Source organism: Daejeonella lutea (assembly GCF_900168015.1).
GTDB classification, from domain to species: Bacteria; Bacteroidota; Bacteroidia; order Sphingobacteriales; family Sphingobacteriaceae; genus Daejeonella; species Daejeonella lutea.
In genome coordinates, this window is the sequence record NZ_FUYR01000002.1 from 588437 (window position 1) to 614499 (window position 26063).

26 protein-coding genes are annotated in these 26063 nt (G+C 40.0%); 18 read left to right on the forward strand and 8 right to left on the reverse strand.

Annotated features, from left to right (window positions below):
- Positions 1–77: 77 nt before the first annotated feature.
- Both B5X60_RS11690 and B5X60_RS11695 read right to left on the reverse strand, forming a co-directional pair.
- Entirely contained in the window at positions 78–599 is a 522-nt protein-coding gene (locus B5X60_RS11690; protein WP_185116634.1) for a hypothetical protein, read from the reverse strand.
- A 168-nt stretch (positions 600–767) separates the two neighbouring features.
- A complete protein-coding gene (locus tag B5X60_RS11695; RefSeq protein ID WP_139377461.1) occupies positions 768–1181 on the reverse strand; it encodes a hypothetical protein in 414 nt (137 codons plus the stop codon).
- 179 nt (positions 1182–1360) lie between these two features.
- Between B5X60_RS11695 and B5X60_RS11700 the strand changes: the two genes are divergently transcribed.
- The 3 genes from B5X60_RS11700 to B5X60_RS11710 all read left to right on the forward strand — a co-directional run bounded on the left by B5X60_RS11700 (position 1361) and on the right by B5X60_RS11710 (position 4029).
- Positions 1361–2164, forward strand: a complete 804-nt coding sequence (locus B5X60_RS11700) for a tRNA pseudouridine synthase A (RefSeq protein ID WP_079702870.1) — start codon at positions 1361–1363, stop codon at positions 2162–2164.
- A 286-nt stretch (positions 2165–2450) separates the two neighbouring features.
- Entirely contained in the window at positions 2451–3293 is an 843-nt protein-coding gene (locus tag B5X60_RS11705) for a DUF2911 domain-containing protein (protein WP_079702871.1), read from the forward strand.
- Positions 3294–3351: 58 nt separating this feature from the next.
- Positions 3352–4029 carry an MCP four helix bundle domain-containing protein gene (locus B5X60_RS11710; protein WP_079702872.1) on the forward strand — a complete coding sequence of 226 codons (678 nt, stop codon included), beginning with the start codon at positions 3352–3354 and terminating at the stop codon, positions 4027–4029.
- On the opposite strand, the gene B5X60_RS18150 is transcribed toward B5X60_RS11710, so the two are convergent.
- From B5X60_RS18150 to B5X60_RS11725, 4 genes are all read right to left on the reverse strand, one after another.
- Positions 4026–4223 (reverse strand): hypothetical protein, encoded by a 198-nt coding sequence (locus B5X60_RS18150; protein ID WP_139377462.1) that lies wholly within the window; start codon positions 4221–4223, stop codon positions 4026–4028. The two genes, B5X60_RS11710 and B5X60_RS18150, sit on opposite strands and share 4 nt — an antisense overlap.
- A gap of 66 nt (positions 4224–4289) precedes the next feature.
- A complete protein-coding gene (locus B5X60_RS11715; protein ID WP_079702873.1) occupies positions 4290–4673 on the reverse strand; it encodes a hypothetical protein in 384 nt (127 codons plus the stop codon).
- Between the two features lie 202 nt (positions 4674–4875).
- On the reverse strand, positions 4876–5328 hold the full coding sequence (locus B5X60_RS11720; RefSeq protein ID WP_079702874.1) for a PA2169 family four-helix-bundle protein: 453 nt from the start codon (positions 5326–5328) through the stop codon (positions 4876–4878).
- Positions 5329–5491: 163 nt separating this feature from the next.
- Positions 5492–5956 (reverse strand): response regulator, encoded by a 465-nt coding sequence (locus B5X60_RS11725; RefSeq protein ID WP_079702875.1) that lies wholly within the window; start codon positions 5954–5956, stop codon positions 5492–5494.
- 154 nt (positions 5957–6110) lie between these two features.
- On the opposite strand from B5X60_RS11725, the gene B5X60_RS11730 reads away from it, so the two are divergent.
- The 5 genes from B5X60_RS11730 (at position 6111) to B5X60_RS11750 (ending at position 13010) form a co-directional block, all read left to right on the forward strand.
- Positions 6111–6920 (forward strand): hypothetical protein, encoded by an 810-nt coding sequence (locus B5X60_RS11730; protein ID WP_079702876.1) that lies wholly within the window; start codon positions 6111–6113, stop codon positions 6918–6920.
- 69 nt (positions 6921–6989) lie between these two features.
- Entirely contained in the window at positions 6990–9311 is a 2322-nt protein-coding gene (locus tag B5X60_RS11735) for an Rv1355c family protein (protein ID WP_079702877.1), read from the forward strand.
- Positions 9312–9361: 50 nt separating this feature from the next.
- Positions 9362–11515 (forward strand): sensor histidine kinase, encoded by a 2154-nt coding sequence (locus B5X60_RS11740; protein WP_079702878.1) that lies wholly within the window; start codon positions 9362–9364, stop codon positions 11513–11515.
- The gene (locus B5X60_RS11745; RefSeq protein ID WP_245803514.1) at positions 11516–12607 is read left to right on the forward strand and encodes a hybrid sensor histidine kinase/response regulator; all 1092 of its coding nucleotides are present in this window, start codon (positions 11516–11518) and stop codon (positions 12605–12607) included.
- 1 nt (position 12608) lies between these two features.
- Positions 12609–13010: a response regulator gene (locus tag B5X60_RS11750; protein ID WP_079702879.1), complete on the forward strand. Its 402-nt coding sequence runs from the start codon at positions 12609–12611 to the stop codon at positions 13008–13010.
- Here B5X60_RS11750 and B5X60_RS11755 read toward each other — a convergent pair whose 3' ends face one another.
- Positions 13011–14669 carry a dipeptidyl-peptidase 3 family protein gene (locus B5X60_RS11755; RefSeq protein WP_079702880.1) on the reverse strand — a complete coding sequence of 553 codons (1659 nt, stop codon included), beginning with the start codon at positions 14667–14669 and terminating at the stop codon, positions 13011–13013.
- A gap of 103 nt (positions 14670–14772) precedes the next feature.
- Between B5X60_RS11755 and B5X60_RS11760 the strand changes: the two genes are divergently transcribed.
- The 6 genes from B5X60_RS11760 to B5X60_RS11785 all read left to right on the forward strand — a co-directional run bounded on the left by B5X60_RS11760 (position 14773) and on the right by B5X60_RS11785 (position 20276).
- Positions 14773–14970 carry a KTSC domain-containing protein gene (locus B5X60_RS11760; RefSeq protein ID WP_079702881.1) on the forward strand — a complete coding sequence of 66 codons (198 nt, stop codon included), beginning with the start codon at positions 14773–14775 and terminating at the stop codon, positions 14968–14970.
- Between the two features lie 108 nt (positions 14971–15078).
- On the forward strand, positions 15079–17400 hold the full coding sequence (locus B5X60_RS11765; RefSeq protein WP_139377463.1) for a TonB-dependent receptor: 2322 nt from the start codon (positions 15079–15081) through the stop codon (positions 17398–17400).
- Between the two features lie 2 nt (positions 17401–17402).
- Positions 17403–18215: a DUF4249 domain-containing protein gene (locus B5X60_RS11770; protein WP_079702883.1), complete on the forward strand. Its 813-nt coding sequence runs from the start codon at positions 17403–17405 to the stop codon at positions 18213–18215.
- A 154-nt stretch (positions 18216–18369) separates the two neighbouring features.
- The gene (locus B5X60_RS11775) at positions 18370–18735 is read left to right on the forward strand and encodes a response regulator (RefSeq protein WP_079702884.1); all 366 of its coding nucleotides are present in this window, start codon (positions 18370–18372) and stop codon (positions 18733–18735) included.
- 47 nt (positions 18736–18782) lie between these two features.
- Positions 18783–19178 carry a group III truncated hemoglobin gene (locus B5X60_RS11780; protein ID WP_079702885.1) on the forward strand — a complete coding sequence of 132 codons (396 nt, stop codon included), beginning with the start codon at positions 18783–18785 and terminating at the stop codon, positions 19176–19178.
- Positions 19179–19469: 291 nt separating this feature from the next.
- A complete protein-coding gene (locus B5X60_RS11785; RefSeq protein ID WP_221406240.1) occupies positions 19470–20276 on the forward strand; it encodes an N-acetylmuramoyl-L-alanine amidase in 807 nt (268 codons plus the stop codon).
- Here the strand turns inward: B5X60_RS11785 and B5X60_RS11790 are convergent, their stop codons facing one another.
- The gene (locus B5X60_RS11790; protein WP_079702886.1) at positions 20277–21947 is read right to left on the reverse strand and encodes a glutamine--tRNA ligase/YqeY domain fusion protein; all 1671 of its coding nucleotides are present in this window, start codon (positions 21945–21947) and stop codon (positions 20277–20279) included. It abuts the gene before it with no gap.
- Between the two features lie 123 nt (positions 21948–22070).
- Between B5X60_RS11790 and B5X60_RS11795 the strand changes: the two genes are divergently transcribed.
- From B5X60_RS11795 to B5X60_RS11810, 4 genes are all read left to right on the forward strand, one after another.
- On the forward strand, positions 22071–22490 hold the full coding sequence (locus B5X60_RS11795; RefSeq protein WP_079702887.1) for a cobalamin B12-binding domain-containing protein: 420 nt from the start codon (positions 22071–22073) through the stop codon (positions 22488–22490).
- 38 nt (positions 22491–22528) lie between these two features.
- Positions 22529–23305: an enoyl-CoA hydratase/isomerase family protein gene (locus B5X60_RS11800; RefSeq protein ID WP_079702888.1), complete on the forward strand. Its 777-nt coding sequence runs from the start codon at positions 22529–22531 to the stop codon at positions 23303–23305.
- Positions 23306–23528: 223 nt separating this feature from the next.
- Positions 23529–24932, forward strand: a complete 1404-nt coding sequence (locus tag B5X60_RS11805; protein WP_079702889.1) for a sigma-54-dependent transcriptional regulator — start codon at positions 23529–23531, stop codon at positions 24930–24932.
- A gap of 70 nt (positions 24933–25002) precedes the next feature.
- A complete protein-coding gene (locus B5X60_RS11810; RefSeq protein WP_079702890.1) occupies positions 25003–26046 on the forward strand; it encodes an AI-2E family transporter in 1044 nt (347 codons plus the stop codon).
- The last annotated feature ends 17 nt before the right edge of the window (positions 26047–26063 follow it).

Sequence of the window (26063 nt, forward strand, 5' to 3'; positions counted from 1 at the left end):
AAATATCTGTGGTACGATCTACAAAAGCGAATAGGATAAACAAAAGTTCACAGATATTATAATTGCTGTCTTACGAATTATGCCCGACCTTGAAAAGCTTCACGTAGATGCCAAACTGCTTTGTTCTTATCCGATTGATCACCGACTCGGATGATATCGCACAGGGCGAGAAGTCTATACAGTATTCGGTCTTTTTTTACAGCTTTTACCACCGTTGGGTACAGCGGCAAAATGGTTGAGCCCCGCTCTTTTCCTAGTTCATCAGCCCAAACTAATTTTTCTTCTGACGAAAAGCTGAGATACAAAGATGACTCCGAATGGGCCGTGAACATACCTTTCATTACTGGTCCTAATTGAGCAGGGAAAACGTATTGCAGCCCATGTTCAAGAAATTTCAAAAACGCCTCTTTATTAACCGTCCGGCTGTCGGGTAATAGCAGGCCAGCAATCGATGAACGGTTTAGAGATTCACTCACTTCAGATCCACTAATAAAAAGCTTCGATGACAAGTCTTTGATCCTGCTTCCTTCGTCATTGTCAATCGCCAACTTCAAAAGTATAATTACGTCCAGCGGACGCATACCCTTATGTTGTTTCATTCCGAAAGATACAATTTTTAATATCATCGGTATTCGCGATTTGCAAAATTTGTTGAAAAAAACTCGATAATAGTAAAAACAATCTCTTAGCTAGATTGTAAAGGGTGTTTTCTCCCACGCACTAATATTGAACGTAAATATATATTGTTAGCGGGGGAGGCAAGGGGGTCAGGTCAAGGGGGCTCCTACCTGAAGATCGCATCGATGCCCGGGTAAGCCATGAGCAGGATTTATCTTTACTCCGGTCGCTGAAGGAGCTGGTGTCGGTGACGGTGTTTGAGATGCCGGTTGCATCTGTGATGGAGTCATATTTATGACCGGTGAACTTTGAGATGGAACACTACTTCCGGCTGCTGGAAGAGGAGCTCCGACAGCAAGATCACAGCGATGACCAGGAAGACCGTGTGCTGGATTAATAGTTGGTGTGGCCGAAGGAGACGCTGGCGGTTGAACAGGCTGGTCATGACCATCACCTGTCTGATGAACTTCAGATGTTGCATCCTTTTTTTTATCGTTTTGAACCACCGCAATAACTGTTGCGCCAGCAAGTATGATTCCACCAATAATTACTATTGTTCTCATATATTTCTGGATGAGATCTGCTAAAGTGCAGAACATACGAAAATAACGATTTTTTATATAGCAGGGTGTAACAAGGTCGTCATACCCTTAAATGAATTAGCAAATAAATGACGGCCTTTCCAAACAACCTTTAAGTAAATCATGTACATAATTTAATAGCTTAGCAAGCTAATTTAGCTTTGAGATATTTCGTTCACATAGCCTACAAAGGGACCCGTTATTTTGGATGGCAAAACCAGCCAAACAAGATCAGTATTCAAGAAGTGCTGGAAAGTACATTAAGCAAGATCCTCAAATATCAGATTACTATTTACGGTTGCGGCAGAACTGATGCCGGCGTACATGCCAGCCAGTATTTTTTCCATATGGATATAGAAAGAAAGTGGGATTTTGATCTGTTCTTCAGATGGAATCGGATCTTGCCGGTTGATATCGCGATTTTTGAAATCATTCCCGTGGTCGGACAACCGCATGCGCGGTTTGATGCTGTTCTCCGTACTTACGATTACTTCTTGCATACTTACAAAGATCCGTTCCTCAGTGACAGCAGTGCAATGTATCTCCTCGACGATTTAGATCTGGACAGAATGAAAAGAGCTGTCGAATTGTTGCCGAAATATAATGACTACAGTGCCTATTGCAAATCGCCGGGTAAGAACGAGCATAATATATGCAACGTTTCATCGGCCACCTTATTCAGCAATTCCAACGGAGATCAGATCCGCTTTCAGATATCTTCCAATCGCTTTCTGGGGAGAATGATCCGCATCCTTACCCGGAAACTAATTGAGATTGGTATTGGAAAATTATCTGAGGATGAGTTTGAAAGTCATTTGATCTCAAAAAAAACTCCTGCCTTGATTTTACCTGCTCATCCGCAAGGGCTTTATTTGTCAAAAGTAACTTATCCCTTCCTTGATATTCCTGTCAAAGCTGAATTTATACCTGGGGCCGCTGTCCATAATTTCTGGCACAAATTGTAGATCAGGAATAGCCCCGCAAAATTGAAATTACATACTGTGTCGATTTGAATCTCTATTGTTCAATGTTATTCTGGCGGAAAGTCAACTCAATCTATCACGGCTTGATGATACACACCCTTTAATATTAATACAAGGCTATGAAAATAGATGAATGGGGGTAATGATAAATATCCAATCGGATGAGGTGGAAAACGCCAAACCTCACTTGGGCATCCACAACATCAAAGTCAACAAGTAGATTCTTATTGCGGAATTAAGTAATTTTAAATATTCAAACAAACCAATTATGAAGAAGATCACATTTCTAACGGTTACCACTTTTTGTTTCTTAACGATTAATGTGTCATTTGCTCAGCTAAAAATGCCTCAGGTTAGTAGCTCACAGACCATCATCCAGGAATTTGGACTTGGAACAGTGACTATTAAATATTCACGACCGAATGTAAAAGGCAGAAACGTCTTTACAGATCTCGCTCCGATGGGTGAAATCTGGCGGACAGGTGCCAATACGATTACAACTATTGCATTTTCAGATGAGGTAAGTCTGGAAGGCAAATTGGTGAAGGCTGGTGAGTATGCGTTATTAACCATTCCGGGAAAGGACACCTGGACTATTATACTAAATAAAGGGACAAAACAATGGGGTGCATATGCCTATAAAGAAGCGGACGATGTTATCCGCTTTACTGCTAAATCCTCAAAATTAACTGAGAAGCTTGAGACCTTTACAATTGCATTTAATGATGTTTCGCCAACTTCGGCAAAACTAAATTTAATGTGGGCAGATACAAAAGTTAGCATCAGCATGCTAACGGACGTTGACAGTAAGGTTATGGCAGGCATTGATGAGGCAATGAAAGGTGATAAGAAACCTTACATGCAATCTGCTATTTATTATTATGATAATGGGAAAGACCTTTCGAAGGCTTTAGGATGGATGAATGCGGTAGCACCCGAAGAGCAGAAAACCCCTTGGTTTAATTACTGGAAAGCAAAAATCCAGCTTAAGTCTGGGGACAAGGCGGGGGCTGCTATGAGTGCCCGAACAGGAATTGAGATTGCCAAAGCTATGAACATTGCTGAATACATCAGGCTAAATACTGCAGTTCTTGCCCAGGCGAGTAAATAAGTAATGCTGGACGTCGCGTGTTGCAGATTAATTAATCGTTACCTTCAATTTCCAACTTATGAAATGGGCTTTCGCAATACAACGTAAGATCCGGCTGGCAATTATGCTCGCTGTCCTGATGCTTTGTATGATAATTTTCAGTCTACTTGAATCATATAACGTAACGCGAATCTCGAAGTCATTCAACTCTATTTATGAAGATCGGCTCATACCGGCTGTGGATCTGTATTCAATTGCAGATCATATCCACGGAAAAAGAAATCAGCTTTTCACCTTCCTTTTTACGGATAATATTACTGTCCCCGAAATAGAAAGATATATTCAAAATGAAAATTCGAAATTGGATAAGTTAATTAACAAGTACGAAAATACTTATTTGGTAAAAACTGAGAGCGATTATTTGAATAGATTAAAGAAAAATCTCACGGACTATCGACGGGATGAACTATTGCTAATAAACACTGCAAAAACAAATAAGGATGCGGCAAAAACTCTTTACTTGAGCACAACAGATCATCTCTATAATGATCTAAATAAAGACCTTATGCGGCTCACGCAAGTTCAAACACAGGTAGGTCGAGAATTATTAAGGGAATCTCAGAACAGTCAGTCGAGTTCTGGTTTTATATCACAGCTACAATTTGTAATTGCTATTATCTTAGGATTGATTATTATGATTTTGGTTATTACGGACAAGCAGGTGCATATTCGTCAGGAAAAATATAACCTCAATTAATATTTGACGATATAGCCGGCTTCTTCGATGGCTTTAATGATATCAACTTTTAGAAGCGTGTCCTGAAAGGTGACGGCTGCTCGGCCACTTTCCGTTGTGATATTTACTACATTTAGCTTTTTTACGGAGTTGCAGACTTCCAGCTGCTTATGAAGCCTCGTCATTGTCGGGATTTCAAAATGTACTGTTCTCATCAGGTTTAAATATTCTTTATAATAAGACGGCGTTTAGGTTTGAATTGCTACAGTTGGTTCGAAATATTATTTTATAAATACTTCTTCGGAAGAATCACCCCAAACAAACGGAGCCACTGGAACGAGAGCTGACTTTGCTTTTATATAAGCTAATTCTACAGGAGCATCGTCCGTCGAGTCACCTACTGTGAATGGCGCTACCGGCACCGTTAAAAGTTTTACTGGTGCTTCTGAAGGATTTCCCCAAACGAAACCTGCTACAGGAACAAAGGCATTTTTCGCCTTTACAAACTTCATCAATTCCGGAGTTTCAATGTCAGAACTTTCCCACACGCTTGGTGCCATTGGAACATTTGAGTTTTTTTCTGTGGCCTTGTCATCTGTATTAGCAAAAGTTGCGGTGCCAATTACTAATAGTGAAAGTGTAAGTAGAGTATTTAAAGTTTTCATATCGATTTTATTTTTGTTTGTTCTTGTTTTTGTTTGATCAAAAGTATTTCAAAGAACACGACATCTAAACAGGTTTTAGGCAGGAACAGGAAAGAACTCGGTGAATGGAGGGAAAATGGCGGTGAATGTAAAACGGCATAACTTGGCAAAAAAAATCCCCCAATTCAACGAACCGGAGGATTAATTTTGAGGTGATATATTATCAAACCTGGGCGTCGCGCAGCGCTTTAATCTTATCATGAGAAACCCTAAGAGTTGCTTTCTGGTCAGAAATTAAAGCGTGAATATGTCCTGGCAGATCATCTTCTTTCAATGCCATCTGATATGCTTTTTGAGCGGCATCTTCGCCAAATTCACAATTTTCAAGAACTGCCTTTCTGTCGTTACCGCTAAAAGCAGCCTTCACATCCATCCATGCACGATAAATCTTTCCGCTGTTAGTAGTTCCTTCTTCAATTTCTTCTCCTGCCGAAGAAACCTCTGTTGCCAAAGCCAGTTTAAGTTTTTGGCTTTCTTCAATCATATTGGTAAACAAGCTTTTTAGATCTTCGTCACCTTCTTTTAATTCTTCTTTTGCTCTTTGATAACCTTCTATTCTATCGTTGTTTATCAAAATGAGGTCGTTTAATACGCCTGTGCTTTCTTTAGTTTCCATAATTGTAATGTTGTTAGTTAGAAATACAACACGGTCGTTTTGGATTGGTTTCCTGAAAATGCAATTAACTGAGACGATACAAACATTCCGTCATAAAGGATTGCCGATTATTGGTACTTATTAGAAATAGAAGGCAAAAGAAAGACGTGAATGCCTGTCTTGTTTAAGAAAGAAGCTTCTGCCTCAGCAGAAATTCAAGTTGGTCATTGGAAACTGCAAGCTTACTATTCATTTCCTTGATCTCTTTGTTGGCCTGATATACTTCAAAGGCCTTCTTGATAGTTTCTTCCAGCTCTTGTTCGCTCCAGGGTTTGCTGAGATAGTGATATATTTTACCTTTGTTAACTGCATCAATAACAGCGTTCATATCAGCATAGCCGGTTAACAAAATGCGTACAGGATCAGGATATTTTTCGATAACTTTCTCAAGGAATTCTATACCGGTCATGTTTGGCATCCGCTGATCCGTAATGATGATTTCAACAGGTTTGCTTTCCAATATCTTCATAGCCGCATCGGCACTGACTGCGATCATGACATTATATTTCAGCCTGAAAGTAGCCTTGAATGATATCAGGTTATTTTCTTCGTCGTCGACGTACAGGATATCAATCTTTTTATCAGACATTTGTTATAACATTAATATTTTAGCAAAAATACAGATAATAAATAAAAGGGTACTAATTGTCAGTTAAATTACTCATTGAAACATTCATTATCAATTTGTATCTAACTAATAACGAAAATATATTCAGCACCATATTTACTGGTGCAACATTATAATGGAAATTCAATTCAATAATGGTAATCCTGTTGTACGGCTTAGGGCTTTCAGGGCTGTTGACGATCCCCGGTCATGTGAATTATTTGTGGAGGGCCATAAACGTGTATTAACTAGTATTGGAGTAGAAAAAGTAACTTCATCAAATAATGAATGGGTTCACAATCCGGCCGCCTTTGTCATGATCGTGGAATCTCTTGATAAAGAACATATTTATGGCGGGGCCCGGATACATGTAGCGGGGGGAACTGAGCCATTACCTATCGAACAAGCTACTGGAGCCCTAGATCCCTCCATTTACGATCTTGTATATGATTTTGCACAGAAGGGAACTGGAGAAGGATGCGGCTTATGGAATTCGCGCGAAATTGCAGGCTACGGAATTGGAAGTATTTTTTTAACTCGGGTTGGAGTTGCCATGTCAACTCAAATCGGTTTAGATTCACTTTTTGGCCTTTGCGCACCTTACACTGTGAAAATGGCACAGAGTGTTGGCTATGAAATTGAAGAAGGAATAGGTAACAAGGGTACATTTTACTACCCGAAACTGGATTTGGTTGCTACGGTGTTAATATTGCGGGATCTCCAGGCATTGAGCACTGCTGATGACGAAAATAAACTAGCTATACAGTCGCTGCGGCAAAATCTTCAGGGTGTCAGGATTGAAGAGTTGAGAAAAAAGAAAATTGAAATTCACTACGATATTGAGATTCCCAATATGGACAAATGGGATTTGCAGGCAACCATAGCAAATTTGAAAAAAGGCAGCTCAAACGGCGCCATTGATGAAAGCAAAATAAATTTGCTGTAATTTTATTGATGTCATCGGCAGAAGTTAAATATCGTTCTCATCGCTATTTACAAATTTTAATCACGTAATATGAACTCCAGGTTTAAGGCACTTTTAGATGCCTCCAAACAATTACAGCACACTTATCATCCTTTTTTTTTCAGACCTGAATCAGCCTCCGACATGGAGTCAATTGAAGCTTTGATCGAATCAGGGGAAGTTGTTTTCATTCACGATGAACTGTACGGACAGTTGCATGAACTGATTAAAATGAAGAGCCCTTCTGTTAAAATTAAGGAGGAGGATTATGCTGGACTTATTAGCAATCATTTGGCGGGGAAAGAACTTGATAAATACGGAATTTGGGTCTATTACCCCTGGAATCGCCGCCTGGTACATATGCTGGACAGAGAAGAGTTCATTCAAGTAAGAACAAATCGGAATCAGTATAAAATTACTGGCAAAGAGCAGGAGATTTTAAGTACTAAGAAGATTGGAATTATCGGGCTATCCGTAGGACAATCCATTGCCCTGACATTGGCAATGGAACGAGGATTTGGCGAGCTCCGCCTCACAGATTTTGACACATTGGAGTTAAGTAACCTTAACAGAATACGCTCAGGTGTGCACAATTTGAATGTTCCAAAAGTTGTGATCACAGCCAGGGAAATAGCCGAGATCGATCCATTTCTACATGTAATATGCTTTTTCGAAGGTCTTACCGAAGACAACATGGATGCTTTTTTCACCGAAAATGGCAAACTTGATCTGTTGGTGGACGAATGCGATGGATTAGACATTAAGATTCTGGCGCGATACAAAGCGAGGGAAATGGGTATTCCTGTCTTAATGGATACCAGCGACCGTGGAATGCTTGATGTTGAGCGTTTCGATCTGGAACCAGAACGGGCATTGCTGCATGGAACCATTGATGGGGTTGATCCTAAAACTATAAAGGGTCTAAGCACCGAGGACAAAATTCCAGTGATGTTGCAGATGCTGGGGATAGAAAACATCTCGCTGAGGGCAAAAGCTTCAATGCTGGAAGTCGAGCAGACGATAAATACATGGCCGCAATTAGCAAGCTCAGTCGTGCTGGGCGGAGCTGTTGGTGCTGACGTTTCCCGACGAATACTTTTGAATCAATTCCACGAATCAGGCAGATACTATATTGACCTGGATGAGTTAATTGCAGATAAACAAACAGACCGGATCCAGGTAGTTGAAAAACAAAATCCGTTTTCCCCGCTAAGGTCTGATGATATGAAAAAAATAGTTTCCCGGCTGCATCTTCCAATTTCTTCGACCGATGTTTACGCTGACCAAGAGACTATAGAGAAATTAGTTACAGCAGCGTCTGCTGCCCCCTCAACCGGTAATGATCAGCCATGGAAATGGTTTTACAAAAATGGTATACTCTATCTTTTCCATGATGAATTCAGGTCGTTCTCGTTTGGAGATTTTAAGAAAAGTGCCTCCTTTATAAGTTTCGGAGCCGCATATGAAAATCTAAATATAGAAGCACTGCACATCGGATTGGAGCCATATTATGAGCTGTTCCCTGACGCATCTACTGAAAAACTGGTAGCAGCCATTCGCTTCAAAAAAGTCGGTGCGACATCTGATCAGATGTTGTTGAAACCTTTAGCGACAGCAATATTTAAACGCCATACAAACAGGATGATGGCACCTAAAGGTGTGGTGAGCGACGATATGCTAACCCGTCTTAAAACTCTTGCCGAATCTATTCCGGGGGCGGTTTTGAAATATTTTACAGCTGATCAGGAGCTGCGCGCCCTGGCTATGATCATCGGTGCTTGCGATAAAATCCGTCTCCTCAATCCGGAAGGACATTATGATTTTGTCCATCGTGAGATGAGGTGGACAAACGAAGAAGCTGAGCGAACGCGTGACGGCATTGACATCCAGGCTCTTGGCCTTGGAAATTCTCTGATGGCTGCAATGGGAGTTATAAAAAGTGAAAAGGTCATAAGCGCTGTTAACGATCTTGGAGGAGGGAACGCACTTGGTATGCTCGCAATGCGAACGGTGTCGACGGCTTCAGCTCTCTGTCTCATCAAACTTCCCGGATATAGCCTGAAAAATTTCTTCGAAGGTGGGCGGGCGATAGAAAGATTCTGGCTGGAAGCAACTAACTTGAATTTAGCAATTCACCCACTTATTTCGCCTCTTTATCTTTTTTCCCGTATTTTACATGGAAATGGCGAAGGTTTGAACGAAAAAAACATTCAGGAACTTCGTTTTTTAAGGGAACAATTTAACAAAATTACGCAATCGAGTAACGACGATTCTGAGGTATTTCTTGCTAAAATAGCAATTGCTGGGGAACCGGCTTTAAAATCGCATCGCTTGTTGCTAGAAGATATTTTAGTGGTAGAACAGGATAATTAGGGCAAATCACGAAGAAATTGATATCGTTTTTAAATGACCAGCAGCAATCAATGAGGAAAAGTGGTCTTTTCATCCTGTTCTCGATTTTATTATTCTTTTCTGTAAACGTCTCGGCACAATCGCCTGTAATTTTCGAGGGTGAGAACATTGTAATAGGCAACCACGTCTCAATTCTAGAGGATTCATCTAATAGACTCGAATTAGCAGAGGTTAGACAATCAAAGGCATTCGTGGCCTCGACTGTGGAAATTCCAAATCTTCAATTAAGCAGTTCCGACTTCTGGTTAAAGTTCTCGATCAGAAACGAAAGCGATCAGGATCATATAATTCTCGCGCTTGAATACCCAATGCTTAGCAAGGCTGAGTTCTATTCTATGAGCGACGGCCGAGTCCAAAAATTGAGTTACAATACATCGTTTTCCCACAGAAAATATCAACATCAAAATTTCTTGTTCGACGTGTATGTGCCACCGGGTGCGACAAAGGATTACTTTTTGAGAGTTAAGAGCACAGAACAAATGGTGCTGCCACTTATACTTGGCACTCCAAAGGTGATGGCCGAAAATCTTCTCACAAATGACCTGGCATGGGGACTGTTTATGGGCCTGATTCTGGTCATGATCATCTATAACTTTTTCATTTACTTATCGGTCCGGGATCAAAGTTATCTCTACTACGTCTTTTACAGTTTGTTTATTGGACTGAGTTCAATTACCCTGAGCGGTTACACATATCGGCTCATATTATTCGATCATCCTGATTTAAATCATCTGGGAATCGTAATCTTCCCTGGTCTTGCTGGTATTGCAGGAAATTTATTCATGATGAATTTTCTGCAAACAAAAGAGAATTCTCCGAGAATGCATCGCTTCATTTATCTGTCAATTCTCTTGTATTCAGTTGCAGTTATTTTAAGGTTACTGGGTTTTGATCAGGCAAGTTTCAGGGCAATCGATTTTGCTGCGATTTCCACTGTCTTCATAACGTTTATCGTGACAATATCCCTTTCTCTTGAAGGATATCGCCCGGCTAAATTGTTTCTGCTCGCATTTACTTTGTTCTTTACCGGCTTATTGCTGTTCGTTTTAAGGAACCTTGGAATTGTACCCTATAATAACTTTACAAATTATACAAAAGAAGGTGGAACCGCATTAGATGTAGTTTTACTTGCATTCGCACTGGCAGACAAAATCAATACATTCAAACGGGAAAAAGAAAAGTCGCAGGAGCAGACTCTCCAGGCATTAAAAGAAAATGAACGGATAATTCGTGAACAAAACGTAATTCTTGAAACTAAGGTAACCGAACGTACGTACGAATTAAGTCAGGCGAATACGGAATTGAATCAGACTCTAATTGATCTTAAGGAGGCAGAAGGTCAACTTGTGGAAGCGGAGAAAATGGCTTCGCTGGGCCAGCTCACCGCGGGCATAGCGCATGAGATCAATAATCCAATAAACTTTGTTACTTCAAACATAACACCGCTTAACCGGGATGTGGACATCCTAATAGATTTTATTCAGGAAATGGAAAAAATTGGTTTGTCGGATCTTCCTGTCGAGGAAAAACAACGCTTAATAGACGAGCAAAAAGAGGAACTGGACTATGATTATCTCAAAATGGAAATAAGCCAGTTGCTGAAAGGAATCCAGGAAGGAGCATCCCGTACGTCAGAAATTGTGAAGGGTTTGCGTGTCTTTTCCCGCCTGGATGAAGATGACCTTAAAAAAGCTGATATGAACGATGGTTTGGACTCCACTCTCATCGTAATTAATAACTTGTTGAGCAACAAAATAAAGCTTGAAAAGTCATATGGAGATCTTCCGCTTATCGAATGTTATCCGGGAAAACTTAATCAGGTATTCCTTAATATTTTATCAAATGCGATATATGCGATAAATAAAAAATTTGGAGAGCGTGAAGGGGGTGTGTTGAAAATAAGTACCGTTAGCACGGATACAAAGGTGATCATCAAAATAGAAGACAACGGGATTGGTATGGATGAAGGTACGAAGAAAAAGATCTTTGAGCCATTCTTTACCACCAAAGATGTGGGGGAAGGCACTGGGCTGGGTATGTCCATCGCCTATAATACAATTCGAAGACATCAGGGTGAAATTCAGATTAACAGTACTCCGGGAGTAGGTTCAGAATTTGTCCTGGAGTTGCCTATAGTCTTTGAATCCATAGAAGAAGATAACTAAGTGGAAAAACAAGAGAAAATAAAAATACTTTACGTTGATGATGAAATTAATAATCTGACCGGTTTTAAGGCATCATTTCGGATAAACTATAACATCATGATTGCTGTTAATGCAACTGATGCTATGGAACATTTAAATTCGCATCCCGATATTCGCGTTATTTTCTGTGATCAGCGGATGCCTGGAAAAACAGGTGTTCAATTCTTTGAGGAGATCCGCAGCCGTTATCCAAAACCAATCCGCATCTTGCTTACCGGATATTCAGACATCGATTCTGTAATTGACTCCATCAACCTGGGAAATGTATTCAGGTATGTAAAAAAACCATGGAAAGATGCCGATATACTGGCAGCAATCAATGAAGCAAATAAATTCTACGTTTCAAACTCATTACTTGCGGTCAAGAATGAAGAACTGCAGAAAGCTTATAATGAGCTCGACAAGTTTTCTTATAGCGTAACTCATGATATGAGGGGGCCGTTGCTTAGCATACTCGGGGCTGTGGAAGCTGCTCAGCATATGGAAGACATTACTGAAATCCGGAAAATGCTTCTATTAATGAAAGAGTCTGTAAGAAATTTAGACGACTTTATCCAAAGTATTCATGACTATTATAACCTTAATCGTGGTGAACTTGAAATTAAAGAAATTGATTTTAAAGAAATCGTTGATGAGCAGATAAGAATTTTTAACTTTACTTATCTGGTAAGCGATGTAAAGTTTAGTAAAAGTATCGAGCAGAAAGAAACGTTTAGGGGTGATGACGTTTCAATCAAACTTATATTAAATAATCTTTTATCAAACGCATTCAAGTACCAGAAAAAAGAAAATAAAGAGAAGCTAGTAGAGCTTAAGATTCTTGTAGAAAACGGGAAAGCTGTCATTGAGGTTATCGATAATGGTGTTGGAATTGACCAGAATTATATAGGTGATATCTTTAACATGTTTTTCCGCGCCAGTTCACAGGAAGTTGGATCTGGTTTTGGTTTATATAATGTGAAAGCCGCAGTGATAAAGCTTAATGGAAAAATTGATGTAGATTCAGAAATTAATAAGGGTACCAGGTTTAGAGTGGTAATTCAAAACAAGTGAGATGTTGACTCCATTTCCACATTTTATTATAATTGATGACAGCCAGCTTGATTGTTTCATTGGCGAAAAAATCATACAAAATACCGGAACCTTTTCTAGTGTAAAATCTTACATTCAGGCGACAGAGGCTTACGAGGCGATAAAAAACTCCGACCCAAACACCACCGAACCTATTACCATTATTGTACTCGATATTCAAATGCCAGTTATGAACGGGTTTCAATTTGTAGAAGCTTTTGAACAACTTCCTGAAAGCATTCGTTCACATTACGCGATATTTATGTTTAGCTCATCCATAAATGAAAATGACAAGAACAGGCTTGAAAACCACCCCTGCATTCGCAAGTTTTACAGTAAACCAATTTCTAAGGATATCGTTGCCAGCATAGTTGATTCTTTATAATTATTTCAACCCGAGTACGTCAATACCCTGTTCGAACACAACATCTACCGGAATTCCCTTTTTTCCAAGCTTGTCAAGGTCTGATTGCAGCTCCGGGTGAATGAGCGCCATTTCTTGTTGAACCTTCTCAACTGCTGATTTATCGCCATCACCCTGCAGTTTTAAAATCTTGCTGCTTAGCTCATTCATAGCGCTCGCGAATTTTTCGTAATTAACTTTGTATCGCCCTTCCGCAGTTCGCTCAAAGGCTCCTTTTTCATTAAAGAAATTGAAACAAAGCATATTTGCTTTACCGTGAGATTCACTCGCTCCGAAACGGACAGATCGAAGAATTCCCGCCATAAACGTGGTATAATAATCTTTTATATCACCGGTAAGTTCACCTTTTTTCAAAAGGCTGCTTACCATATATAAGCCAAGGATATCGGCTTTTCCTTCTTCCAGCCAGGAGGATTGTTCCTGGAGTGCCTCCCTAACGAAGCCCTTCCCCGTAATAGTTGATTTAATGCCAAGACCATGTGCTACCTCATGAAACATGACGTTTGCAAAAAAAGCGTCGAAATTCAAGTGTTGTTGTTGGCCCTTATCTATGAGCTCTTCAGATATCGGAATCATGATCTTGTCGAACTTTGCACGCATAGCATTTTTTAGTTGAGATCTGCGTGTACCTTTCTTTTGTTGAATTACTTCATCGTTCGGAAGGTTAACGGCAATTGTCTTACCGCCAGAGTTTCCATCTCCGGCATAATAAACTACGTCAAATGCAGCAAGCTGAGACCCAGTCCCCGGGGTTTCATTTTTATATTTTGAATCCACAGGCAGGCCTCTCTGCAATTCGGGCATCATCCCGACATATTTTTCCAGGCGTTGACTCCATTCACGATCCTTGACCAGCACATAACTTTCAAAAGCAGCTCTTGCGTTCAAAAGTGCGTCTTCATAATTTTCAATTGGGCCGATTATAATATCAAGTCCATTGTCCTTCATATCCATCCATGCGTAATCGCTCGGGTTGTAATTGTCTGTGACTAATGCTTCTGCACGCAAGCTCAGATAGTTTTTAAGCTGAGGTTCGTCAGATAATTCAGCAGCTTTCTTCAACAGATCGGACGCTTTTTTGAGTCCGTCTTTGAAATAAATATGATATGGTATAGTATAAAGCTTTCCTGCCGAATCCCTGCGAACCATAGAATATAAACTACGCTTGTCCTTAATATCAGATTTCTCCAGCTCCTCTTTTGTCATATCAGCAGGATAGAAACCGGAACCCTCTGGTTTGGGGCCAATCCCATACACAAAGGGTTTATTACCATTTAATTTGTCCCATGGGCCGTAATTCACCAACACAAATTCCTTTGTTTTTTCATCCTTAATTGTGGCAAGGAGGCTGTCTCGCTGAGGATATGCTTGTGCCCAGAAAAGCTCATCCATAACCTGGGCTGCTTGAATAAGTAAAGGCAAAACCTGACGTTGATTTTCAGTAAGTTTTTGAATATCTGTGGTCAGTTTAACCTTTGCATAAATTGGTAATCTTTCGGAAACATAGGCCTCCAAACTATCTTTTGACTTGTCCCCTTCAGTCGAGCTGGTTGAACACGAATTAAAACCCGCTGCAAGCAGGAGTACCGGGATCAATATTAATTTGAATGAATTCTTCATAATATGGTTTTAAGGATGATAAAAGTAAGCATTGTTCCCTAGGATTTCCTATTGCTGGTTTGGCATTGTTTTTTAGTATTATTTGATACATACCTTTAAGAAAATGCCTTCGACCGTTGTAGATACAGTCAATTACTTTCCGGAAAAGCTCGTTTTAAGGGTTACATTTGTTTCCGGATTAGTTTATGATTATAAAAATGTGCCGGCACATGTCTATAAGGCATTAAAAAGAGCCGGCTCGAAAGGACGTTTTCTTAATTTCCATATTAAAGGTAAGTATGAATACGATAAAATAAATTAATGCTGATCAGAGATTACCTTTGACAATCTCGTACCCTATTGATCGTTTAACCAACTGGATTTACAGAATAAACGTATATCTTATCTCGAGCTCTTAAATCTTTTTCAATTGAAATATATTATTTTTCTATTTCTATTTATTCTAGCTGCCACTAAAGGCAGTCTGGCACAGGACAGTTTCACAATAAATGGTGTTGTAACGGATTCTCTTTCAGGAGAAACGCTTATTGGGGTAACCATAAAATTTAGTAACAAATCGCAAAATGGCACGAGCACAAATGTCTACGGATTTTTCTCATATAAGCTTGATCCTGGCGATTACACGATGACAGTAAGTTATATCGGCTACCGTACATTTTCCCGTTCAATTACAGTCGACTCAGATAAACGAATTGACATCAATCTTGTGCCTGAAAATAGCATTGCCGAAGTTGTTGTCACATCTGAAAAAAGAAATGACAATGTTGTAAGCGCCCAAATGGGTATTGCGAAAGTGAACTTAAGCGAGATAAGAAATGTGCCCGTGATCTTCGGCGAACGCGATGTATTAAAAACGCTTCAGCTTCTTCCAGGAATTAAGTCCGCCGGTGAGGGAAATAGTGGATTTTATGTTCGGGGCGGATCAGCAGATCAAAATTTAATACTTCTTGATGAAGCACCCGTCTATAATGCTTCACACTTGCTGGGATTTTTCTCGACCTTCAATTCGGACGCCATCAAAGATGTCAGTGTTTATAAAGGTGGAATGCCCGCTCAATATGGCGGGAGGTTGTCATCGGTACTTGATATCCGCATGAACGATGGAAATAAAAAAGAATTTACCGCTGAGGGGGGCATTGGCCTCATATCCTCCAGACTTAAATTGGAAGGGCCTATCGTAAGCGATAAAAGTTCTTTTATGATCAGCGCAAGGAGAACTTATGCTGATGCGTTTCTTGCGTTCGCAAAAGATGAGTCAATTCGCAAAAACACACTATATTTTTATGACCTAAACGCCAAAGCAAATTATCAGATTGATAAAAAGAACACCATTTATCTTTCAGGATATTTTGGGCGTGATGAGCTTGGGTTGAACGAAACTTTTGGTTTCGACTGGGGCAATGCTACATCGACGCTCAGATGGAATCATCTATTCAGCAACCGACTATTCTCAAACACCTCTCTAATTTATAGCAATTACAATTATGTGATTGAGAACTTTATTGAAGAAAACAACTTTAAAGTAAGTTCTTCAATCAGGGATCTTAATCTAAAACAGGATTTCCAGTTGTCGCTGAATAATAGCCATAATGTTAGATTCGGGTTAGATTTAATTGACCACACAATAGCACCAGGCAGTATTACTTCCAATGAACGTTCAAGTGTGAACGAAGAAACTATTGAGAAAAGAAATGGAAATGAAGCTTCTGCCTATATTTCTGATGAATGGGAAATAAACGATAAGTTTAATATTGTTTACGGTGTTAGGGCTAGTTCTTTCTTTCTGCGAGGCCCTGGTACCTTTAATCTTTATGATTCACAGGGAAAAATAACCAATAGTCAGATTTACAGTCGCGGTCAACTAGTAAAAAGCTATTTCAGATTTGAGCCACGCTTGTCAGCCAGCTATTTGCTTAATGGTGTTTCGTCGTTGAAAGTATCCTTCACCAGAAATAGTCAAAATCTGCACCTGATGTCAAATTCCACAGCAAGTTCACCCACTGATCTCTACATCTTAAGCAGCAACAATGTGAAGCCCGAAGTTGCAGATCAGGTTGCATTGGGCTATTTCAGGAATTTCAATGACGACAAATACGAATTTTCTGCGGAGACTTATTTTAAAACCATGCAAAATCAGATTGAATACAGAAGTGGTACAGACCTTCGAGGAAACAGGAACGTTGAAGCCGATCTGCTTTACGGTGAAGGCAGGGCATACGGAATAGAACTTTACATTAAAAAAAGATTTGGGAAACTGAATGGCTGGATTGGTTATACACTCTCACGTACCGAACGTCGTTTTGATGCTCTTGAACAGGGAAAATGGTTTTTTGCTAAACAAGACCGAACACATGATCTTTCAGTTGTGGGTATATACAAAGCCGGACCCAGATGGACTTTCTCTTCGACATTCGTTTATAACACTGGTAATGCGGTCACCTTCCCAGCGGGAAAATATCAAATTAATAACCAGACATACTTCTATTATTCAGCGCGAAACTCCGACCGAATGCCCGACTATCATCGTCTCGATCTTGCCGCAACTCTGGAAGCCAAGCCTGGAAAGAAATTGCAATCTAGCTGGTCAATGGGTTTTTATAACGTATATAATCGTAAAAACGCATACGCGATAAACTTCCAGGATGATCCGGATGATAGCTCCAAAACACAGGCTGTTAAAACCACTTTATTTGGCATTATTCCATCAATAACATGGAACTTTAAGTTTTAATTATGAACAGAATATTCCGATCGAAGACAATGTGCCCCATCTTTAGTTTGGCATCAATACTTATGTGCCTGATCTTATCATCGTGCGAAGAAGTTATAGATGCTGATCTATCAAAGGCAGAACCTTTAATTGTAATTGAGGGAAGTATAAGTGATCAGTCAGAGGTACATACAGTGAAAGTTTCGAAAACTATTGCATTTGATCAGCCGACTAAGTTCAATGGGGTTCCGGGGGCTAAAGTCACCGTATACTCTAGCAATAGCCAAACGTATACTTTCACATCTACAGGCGATGGGACTTACAAAAGCCAGCGTTTTCGTGGCACGCCCGGAGTAAGCTATATTTTAGAAGTCATTACGGGTGGGAAAACTTACAAGGCTAGTTCATTAATGCCAGCGGCTGTGAAACCAGATTCTATCAATTTTAAGAAGCTTACATTCTTTGGAGACTCGAAATTGTATCCATCCATATATTATAAAGATCCGCCGCGAATCCAAAATCAATATCGTTATATCGTAAAAATTAACGGAGTACTAAAGGCAGATCAGGTAAGTGAGGACCGTTTCAGCGACGGTAACGCAACGTCAGATTTGATTACATTTGATGGTGATGGAGTGGTAGCTGGAGATAAGGTTGATGTGGAAATTCAATGTATTGATAGAAATGTATTTAAATATTATTTCGCAATCAGCCAGATCGGGGGCAATGGCGGCCCTCCTGTCGCACCATCTAACCCTGAGAGTAATTTGGATAACGGAGCACTTGGAATCTTCAGTGCCAATACGCGGTCCGCATATACGATATCTTTAAAGTAGCCTTCGGCTTTAACGCGTCATCCATTCAAGAATGATAGTAGTCGCAAAAAACTACGTAGTGATATTCGTGGTTTATACCTGGTTATTGGTGGGGATTATTATGGTAATTTGACTTGTTGAAAGTAGCCTTATATTTGCATTATAAGTCAAATAAATGAAGAAGAAAATTGTTGTTATAGAAGACAACCACGACATTCTAGAGCTTTTGGGTTTCATTCTTGAAAACGAAGATTATGAAGTGCTTGCTTCACTTGATGCCGAACCAATAAAGAGCCTGGAGGACATTAATCCGCATCTGATCCTGCTAGATGAGAATTTGGGGGCATATAAGGGGCATAAATTATGTCTTGAGATAAAAGCAAATCCTGGTACTTCACACCTTCCGGTTATTTTGATTTCAGCCGTTAACGATCTGGCTGAACTCGCCAGAAAATGTAAGGCAGATAGTTACATCGCAAAACCTTTTCTTATCGAAGACCTGCTGGATCTTGTAAAGCAACATCATCGCCGCACAAACTGATTTGATCTGATTGCCTATACGACCTTGTTATTCTGTAATTTTGCAACATGAACGTCAGAACAGATATCCGGGGAATTGAAGACATCAAAAAATTGGTTGATGATTTTTACCGAAAGGTTGCTCAGGATGAACTACTGGCACCCATTTTTAATTTTCGGTTATCTACACATTGGGGGCCGCATCTCGAAAAAATGTATTTGTTCTGGAATGCAGCGCTGTTCGGGGTAAAGGGGTACATTGGTAACCCTTTTAGTAAACATGCAACCATGGAAGTTGAGGAAGAACATTTTGAACGTTGGTTGGAGATGTTTGATGACACTGTTGATTTATATTTCGAGGGTCCTGTGGCAATTGAGGCAAAAAGAAAGGCCGCCGCGATGGCCGAGATGTTCCTTCGCAAGATAAAAAGCAATAAGGGTAATTCTACCAAGCCTGTTTTATGATTTTTATCGGTGAGTGCGTTTCGGAGTTCAGCAGTCGGAATAAATAAAAAAAGTGCTGCACATCTATGGCAGCACTTTTCAAAGGTCAATCAACTCACATAAAAAACCTTTTAGAACCCAAAGACAAAACCTGCCCAGGGCGCTATATAACCTCATCAAATATTGTGATTAAAACCTTTACAATGATGGTGCTAAATCACCATTTCTATACGTTTCAATCGCAAACGATGTTTCAGAAAACTTCTATTTTAAAAAATTCATTTTAGTAAATTGCCCCACAGAAAAAACATTATGATTTCAAAAATTCATCTTCTTATGCTCGCAGGCGTCGTTACAATTGTGTCAGCCTGTTCATCTTCACCATACTCACCAACAAATAAGATCTATAAAAAACAAGCAAAGGAATTAACCAAAGCCATAACTAAAACACCGGTCAACCCTTCAGGACAAGATTTTGTAGGAACTGTTAATTTTGGCTTGCGGAAACCGAATTATGTTATCATTCACCACACCGCACAAAATTCCACCCAGCAAACCCTTAAAACATTTACCGTTCCTACCACGCAAGTTAGCGCTCACTACGTCATTGGCCGAGATGGAATGGTTTACCATATGTTAAACGATTACTTACGTGCATGGCATGGCGGAGTTGCTAAATGGGGAAATGCTACGGACATAAATTCATCGTCCATTGGAATCGAACTTGACAACAATGGTTTTGAGCCGTTCTCTGAATCTCAGATTAGTAGTTTGTTGACAGTTCTTGACACTCTTAAAAAGAAGCATGGTGTGCCTACCGCCAATTTCATCGGACATTCCGATATCGCACCAGGAAGAAAAGTTGATCCAAACGTAACCTTTCCATGGAAAAAATTGGCGGAAAGGGGCTTTGGTTTATGGCAGGATGCTGCAATAACCGACACAGTACCCGCCACCTTTAATCCTGTTGACGGCTTACGAATTATTGGATATGATGTCAAAAATCCGGTAAATGCTGTCAAAGCATTCCAGCTCCATTTTATTCAAAAAGAAATTACTGGTGTGTTAAACGAGGACGAAAAGAAAGTCTTATTTAACCTTTACAAAAAATACCTCTGATCAACTCTTCTTAACTTCCTTTGCCCAGGCATCTTTTAGTGTGACCGTGCGATTAAATACCAGATTATCGGGTGTAGAGTCAATATCCATGGTAAAATAACCCTTACGTATGAACTGATAGCCCAGCACCGGACGTGCATGTACAAGGTCTGGTTCTATAAAAGCATTTTTTATTACACTGAGACTGTCCGGATTTATGTACTCTTTAAAATCGCCATCTTCATTCGACGGATCTTCAACCTGAAATAGCCTGTCGTACAGACGAATTTCAGCAGTTTTCGCATGTTGAACGCTTACCCAGTGTATAGTTCCTTTCACATGAATGCCGCTGGTATCAGAGCCACTTTTTGATTCTGGGATATATGTGCAATGGATTTCCGAAATACGCCCATTTTCGTCCTTTATGAAGTTTTCACACTTCACTATATAGGCATTTTTCAGCCGTACCATTAAACCCGGACCGAGACGGAAAAATTTCTTTGGGGCATCCTCCATGAAATCCTCACGTTCAATCCAAATTTCTGAACTGAATGGTATTTCCCTTGAGCCACCGCCATTTTCAGCTTCGGGATTATTTTCGCCGTGCATAATTTCCGATTGTCCTTGTGGATAATTAGTGATCACCAGTTTAACAGGATCCATAACAACCATCCTCCGAAGAGCAGTTTTATTCAAGTCTTCCCTTATACAAAATTCAAGCAGACTCAAGTCAATCAGATTTTCACGTTTTGCAACCCCAATCCGCTCACAGAAATTTCTTATAGACAAAGGTGTATAACCGCGACGACGCAAACCGCTGATAGTAGGCATACGGGGATCATCCCACCCTGAAACATATTTTTCGTTCACCAGCTGGAGCAATTTCCTTTTGCTCATCACTGTGAAATTCATGTTTAAACGCGCAAACTCATATTGTTTTGACGGAAAGACATTTAATTTGTTTATAAACCATTCGTACAATGGACGATGCGGAATGAATTCTAACGTGCAGATAGAATGAGTAATTTCTTCTATTGCATCAGACTGCCCGTGCGCGAAATCGTACATCGGGTAAACACACCATTTATTACCCGTGCGGTGATGGTGGGCATGCTTAATACGATACATCAAAGGATCGCGCAAATGCATATTAGGAGACTCAAGATCGATCTTAGCTCTTAAAACTTTCGCTCCGTCGGGATATTTCCCGTCTTTCATGTCGCTGAAAAGATGCAAATTTTCATCGATACTACGGTCGCGATAAGGTGTAGGAGTTCCGGGTTCAGTGGGTGTTCCTTTGGCCGCAGCTATTTCTTCGGCCGTACTGTCATCGACATAGGCCAGACCGTTCTTTATCAGGGTGACTGCAAAATCGTAAAGCTGATCGAAGTAATCAGACGAATAAAGTTCTTTATCCCATTCGAATCCCAGCCAATGAATATCTTCTCGAATACTATCAACGTACTCAGTTTCTTCTGTACTAGGGTTGGTATCGTCAAATCGCAAATTGGTTTTACCATTATATTTCTGAGCGATTCCAAAATTCAGGCAAATAGATTTGGCATGACCAATGTGAAGGTAACCATTAGGTTCTGGAGGGAAACGAGTTTGCACACGACCGTTATTTTTGCCATTGCTAATATCTTCCTCGATAATCTCTTCCAAAAAATTTAATGCTCTTTCTTCAATCATAACCTACTTTGAGGGTACAAAAATAGCAAAATTAAGTTTTGGAAGCGCATTTTTGCTTCATGCACTCTCATTTGGGTATGATAACTGCGAAACACAATCCGATTTTCTTAGTACTTTTATACCATGCCAATATCAGCTAACCGCCCCTTGCGTGTACTCGTTGCTAAAGTCGGTCTTGATGGCCACGATCGCGGTGCCAAAATTATCGCTACTTCGCTAAGAGATGCGGGAATGGAGGTAATCTACACAGGCTTGCGACAAACACCAGAAATGGTGGTTAATACTGCATTGCAAGAAGACGTCGATGCAATTGGTGTTTCAATACTTTCAGGAGCACACATGACAGTTTTTCCTAAAATTGCGAAGCTCATGAAAGAGAAGGGCCTGAATGATGTTTTACTCACAGGCGGTGGCATAATTCCGGAAGCTGACATGAAAACATTGAATGAACTGGGTGTTGGGCAGCTATTTCCACCGGGGACCACAACTATGGAAATTGTTAACTATATCACTGAATGGGTTAATTTGAACAGACAATTTTAGTTCTTATCCATTTAATCCATTCGCAATTATAACAGATCATGAACAACCTTCTACTCGAATCAAGCAATCAAATCCTTACGATAACGATTAATCGAGAAAGCAAGTTAAATGCTTTGAACAGAGAAACCCTGTCGGAGCTTCACGAAGCTTTGATCAATGCTTTTGCCGACTCAGGTATCAAAGGTATTATTATTACAGGTGCCGGGCCCAAAGCATTTATCGCGGGAGCTGACATTTCCGAATTTGCTGCATACAGTGTTGATGAAGGTAAACAACTGGCAAAGGATGGTCAGACCAATGTATTTGATTTTATTGAAAATGGGAGTAAGCCAGTTATTGCAGCCATAAATGGTTTTGCTTTAGGGGGCGGGCTCGAGCTCGCGATGTCATGCCACATTCGTGTAGCTTCTTCAAGCGCCAAAATGGGGCTTCCAGAAGTAAGCCTGGGTCTAATTCCTGGGTATGGCGGAACGCAGCGCCTGGCACAACTTGTAGGAAAGGGCCGCGCCCTCGAAATGATAATGACCGCCGAAATGGTGACCGCAGAGGAAGCGTTCCGGACTGGCCTGGTCAATCATGTAGTTGAACCGGAACAAATTCTGGCCAAATCGCAAGAAATACTTGGCAAAATCATAAGCAGGTCCCCTTTCGCTATATCAAGTGCAATTAAAGCCGTCAATGCAGGTATGACACAAGGTAAAAATGGATACGCAATAGAAATCGAGGAATTTTCGCGATGTTTTGGTTCCGAGGACTTTAAAGAAGGTGTTGACGCATTCCTAAATAAACGCCAAGCAAAATTTAACGGAAACTAACAATTAACCCCGCCGTATTCTTGATTAATTGTTCCAGGCATCACTCTAGTCTATTAGGAGATGAAAAGCTATAACTTCTTAAAATGGTATACGTAGAAATACGTATGAAAGAGAGGGTCAGACCGGCGTCAATAGTGTAGAAAATATTTCCCATCTTGTTAATATTTATTATATTGCACTGTTTCCCGACATCTATTGGCCGTTTTATGGAATTCTTCAACCTATGAACAAGATCTTAATTATAGACGATGAAATAAATATTGGGCTTATTTTGTCAAAGTTTTTGACGCGTAATGGGTTCGAAGTTGCTACCAGTACAAATGGCACCAACGCGTTGGAACTTATGTCGAGGGAAACATTCAATTTAGTTCTTTGTGACTTTCGACTGGAGGATACAGATGGACGGGAGATGCTCCGTAAAATAAAAACTTCATACCCTGACACGGGCGTAATAATCATTACCGGTTATTCTGATATAAAGCTGGCTGTAGAGCTTATCAAAATGGGAGCTTACGATTATATCACTAAGCCTCTCTATCCAGATGAAATTCTAAACACGGTAAATAAAGCTATTGAAGCTCAAAAAATAATAAATCAACCCGTTAGCACTTCCAGCGAGTCTGATAAAAATCGGGATCGTAAAACTGATATTGTTCTTGAAGAATTTGTAGTCGGCAAAAGTGCAGCTTCACAGGAACTTATTCGTCAGATAAAACTTGTTTCTCCAACCAACTACAGTGTTATATTAAGCGGGGAGAGTGGAACAGGGAAGGAATCCGTGGCAAAAAGCATTCACTTAAGTAGTCCCCGGAAAGATAAACCGTTCATCGCTATGGATTGCGGATCATTGACTAAAGATCTTGCGGGTAGTGAATTTTTTGGTCATGAAAAGGGATCCTTCACAGGAGCTTTATATACCAAGATCGGCCACTTTGAGATGGCTAATGGAGGTACATTATTTCTCGATGAAGTTGGGAACCTATCGTATGATATCCAGGCAGCTCTACTTCGAGTGGTGCAGGAACGGAAGGTTAAGCGTATAGGAAGTACAAAAGAAATTGATCTGGATGTTCGGATAATTGTCGCAACCAATGAAAATTTAATGGATGCAATCCAGAAAAGTCGGTTTCGGGAAGATCTATTTCACCGGTTCAATGAATTTAGTATCACCATCCCACCACTGAGGGAGCGGGGAAAGGATATAATGACTTTCGCAGAGCACTTTTTAAAAGTTGCCAACAATGAATTGAATAGAAATGTCACTGACTTCTCGCCGGAAGTTGTTGATTGTTTCATGACATATAACTGGCCCGGAAATGTTCGTGAGTTAAAGAACGTGATCAGAAGAGCGACATTACTTTCAGAAGGCTCGGAGATCTTACTGAAGGCATTGCCATTGGAAATCTCGACCTTTGCAAAGGTATCGGCAATTGAAAGCACTTTTGAAGCTAATGTTAGTGTGAACACTAACAGACATGACCTTAAGAATGCGGCAATGGAGGCCGAATATGAAACAATTCTTAATGTTTTGAAAGAAGTTAATTTCAATAAAACTAAAGCGGCTAAGATTCTTAATATTGATAGGAAGACACTATACAATAAAATGAAAGCTATTAATCTGGATTAATTTGAAATCGGACAAAACAAAATAAAAAAACCCTGTTATCATAGCAGGGTTTTTTTATACCAAACTTTCTATGTCAATATATAGCTACAAACAACGGAATACAATTGTACTGGCAATCCTGATCATCTTGGGATGTTTTGTTTTGTATTCATTAAGAACAATTGCCGGGACATTGTTAAGCACAATTGTTTTATACACCATTTTTGTTCCAATCTTTACTTTTTTCGTTGAAAAATGGAATATGAAAAAGTGGATTGCGGCCAGTCTTATAATCTTGTTGTCGCTGATCATCATTGTGCTCCCGTTTCTTACACTCAGCGTATTAGTAATTGATAAGGTTTCTGAATTCCAGGATGACCCGATTACCATAAAGAATCTGATGCATAAAATCGACGATTTTATCGGGGCAAAAATAGATCAGCCGGACTTATTTGATAAGGCAATGGGAAAAATGAATCAAGTTGCAGAAGAATTGTTCCCTTCAGTCCTCAGCGGTGCTGCTAACATTGTTCTGGGGCTAATAATAATGTATTTCCTTTTATACTTCATGTTTGTTCAAAAACAACAGTTTGAAGCAGGCTTGCTCAAATATGCCCCGTTCAGGGAACAAAATGCGTTAAAATTTGCAACAGAGCTTAAAATGACCACGTATTCGAATGTTCTTGGACAAGGGTTTATTGCAATCGTTCAGGGCGCGCTGGTGAGCATAGGATTTTTTATGTTCGATATACCTGATCCAATATTTTGGGGAGTAATTTCAACATTCCTTTCATTTTTGCCGGTAGTTGGAGCTCCTGTAGTATTCGTACCTGCAGCCTTAATCGCCATGGCAAGTGGTAATACATCAGGAGGCTGGGGACTATTGCTTTGGGGTCTTATCCTTATTATTAATATCGATAACGTAATACGGCTGATTATTGCAAAGAATGTTTCAGATACTCATCCGATTATTACAGTTGTTGGTGTCATAATTGGGATACCTATATTCGGAATACTTGGACTTGTATTCGGACCTCTTCTCCTTTCATACTTCATTCTCACAATCAAGATTTATGAAACAAGTAAGCTGGCAAGTGAACGATTAGAAAAACTGAAATCAGGTGAAGATGAATAATTAAAAACAGTTTATAT

What these genes read in the sequence shown, in the direction of transcription:
- B5X60_RS11690 (WP_185116634.1), bottom strand. Translation starts at nt 599, where the DNA reads ATGAAACAACATAAGGGTATGCGTCCGCTGGACGTAATTATACTTTTG.
- B5X60_RS11695 (WP_139377461.1), bottom strand. Translation starts at nt 1,181, where the DNA reads ATGAGAACAATAGTAATTATTGGTGGAATCATACTTGCTGGCGCAACA.
- B5X60_RS11705 (WP_079702871.1), top strand. Translation starts at nt 2,451, where the DNA reads ATGAAGAAGATCACATTTCTAACGGTTACCACTTTTTGTTTCTTAACG.
- B5X60_RS11710 (WP_079702872.1), top strand. Translation starts at nt 3,352, where the DNA reads ATGAAATGGGCTTTCGCAATACAACGTAAGATCCGGCTGGCAATTATG.
- B5X60_RS18150 (WP_139377462.1), bottom strand. Translation starts at nt 4,223, where the DNA reads ATGAGAACAGTACATTTTGAAATCCCGACAATGACGAGGCTTCATAAG.
- B5X60_RS11715 (WP_079702873.1), bottom strand. Translation starts at nt 4,673, where the DNA reads ATGAAAACTTTAAATACTCTACTTACACTTTCACTATTAGTAATTGGC.
- B5X60_RS11720 (WP_079702874.1), bottom strand. Translation starts at nt 5,328, where the DNA reads ATGGAAACTAAAGAAAGCACAGGCGTATTAAACGACCTCATTTTGATA.
- B5X60_RS11725 (WP_079702875.1), bottom strand. Translation starts at nt 5,956, where the DNA reads ATGTCTGATAAAAAGATTGATATCCTGTACGTCGACGACGAAGAAAAT.
- B5X60_RS11730 (WP_079702876.1), top strand. Translation starts at nt 6,111, where the DNA reads ATGGAAATTCAATTCAATAATGGTAATCCTGTTGTACGGCTTAGGGCT.
- B5X60_RS11735 (WP_079702877.1), top strand. Translation starts at nt 6,990, where the DNA reads ATGAACTCCAGGTTTAAGGCACTTTTAGATGCCTCCAAACAATTACAG.
- B5X60_RS11740 (WP_079702878.1), top strand. Translation starts at nt 9,362, where the DNA reads ATGAGGAAAAGTGGTCTTTTCATCCTGTTCTCGATTTTATTATTCTTT.
- B5X60_RS11750 (WP_079702879.1), top strand. Translation starts at nt 12,609, where the DNA reads ATGTTGACTCCATTTCCACATTTTATTATAATTGATGACAGCCAGCTT.
- B5X60_RS11755 (WP_079702880.1), bottom strand. Translation starts at nt 14,669, where the DNA reads ATGAAGAATTCATTCAAATTAATATTGATCCCGGTACTCCTGCTTGCA.
- B5X60_RS11760 (WP_079702881.1), top strand. Translation starts at nt 14,773, where the DNA reads ATGCCTTCGACCGTTGTAGATACAGTCAATTACTTTCCGGAAAAGCTC.
- B5X60_RS11770 (WP_079702883.1), top strand. Translation starts at nt 17,403, where the DNA reads ATGAACAGAATATTCCGATCGAAGACAATGTGCCCCATCTTTAGTTTG.
- B5X60_RS11775 (WP_079702884.1), top strand. Translation starts at nt 18,370, where the DNA reads ATGAAGAAGAAAATTGTTGTTATAGAAGACAACCACGACATTCTAGAG.
- B5X60_RS11780 (WP_079702885.1), top strand. Translation starts at nt 18,783, where the DNA reads ATGAACGTCAGAACAGATATCCGGGGAATTGAAGACATCAAAAAATTG.
- B5X60_RS11785 (WP_221406240.1), top strand. Translation starts at nt 19,470, where the DNA reads ATGATTTCAAAAATTCATCTTCTTATGCTCGCAGGCGTCGTTACAATT.
- B5X60_RS11790 (WP_079702886.1), bottom strand. Translation starts at nt 21,947, where the DNA reads ATGATTGAAGAAAGAGCATTAAATTTTTTGGAAGAGATTATCGAGGAA.
- B5X60_RS11795 (WP_079702887.1), top strand. Translation starts at nt 22,071, where the DNA reads ATGCCAATATCAGCTAACCGCCCCTTGCGTGTACTCGTTGCTAAAGTC.
- B5X60_RS11800 (WP_079702888.1), top strand. Translation starts at nt 22,529, where the DNA reads ATGAACAACCTTCTACTCGAATCAAGCAATCAAATCCTTACGATAACG.
- B5X60_RS11805 (WP_079702889.1), top strand. Translation starts at nt 23,529, where the DNA reads ATGAACAAGATCTTAATTATAGACGATGAAATAAATATTGGGCTTATT.
- B5X60_RS11810 (WP_079702890.1), top strand. Translation starts at nt 25,003, where the DNA reads ATGTCAATATATAGCTACAAACAACGGAATACAATTGTACTGGCAATC.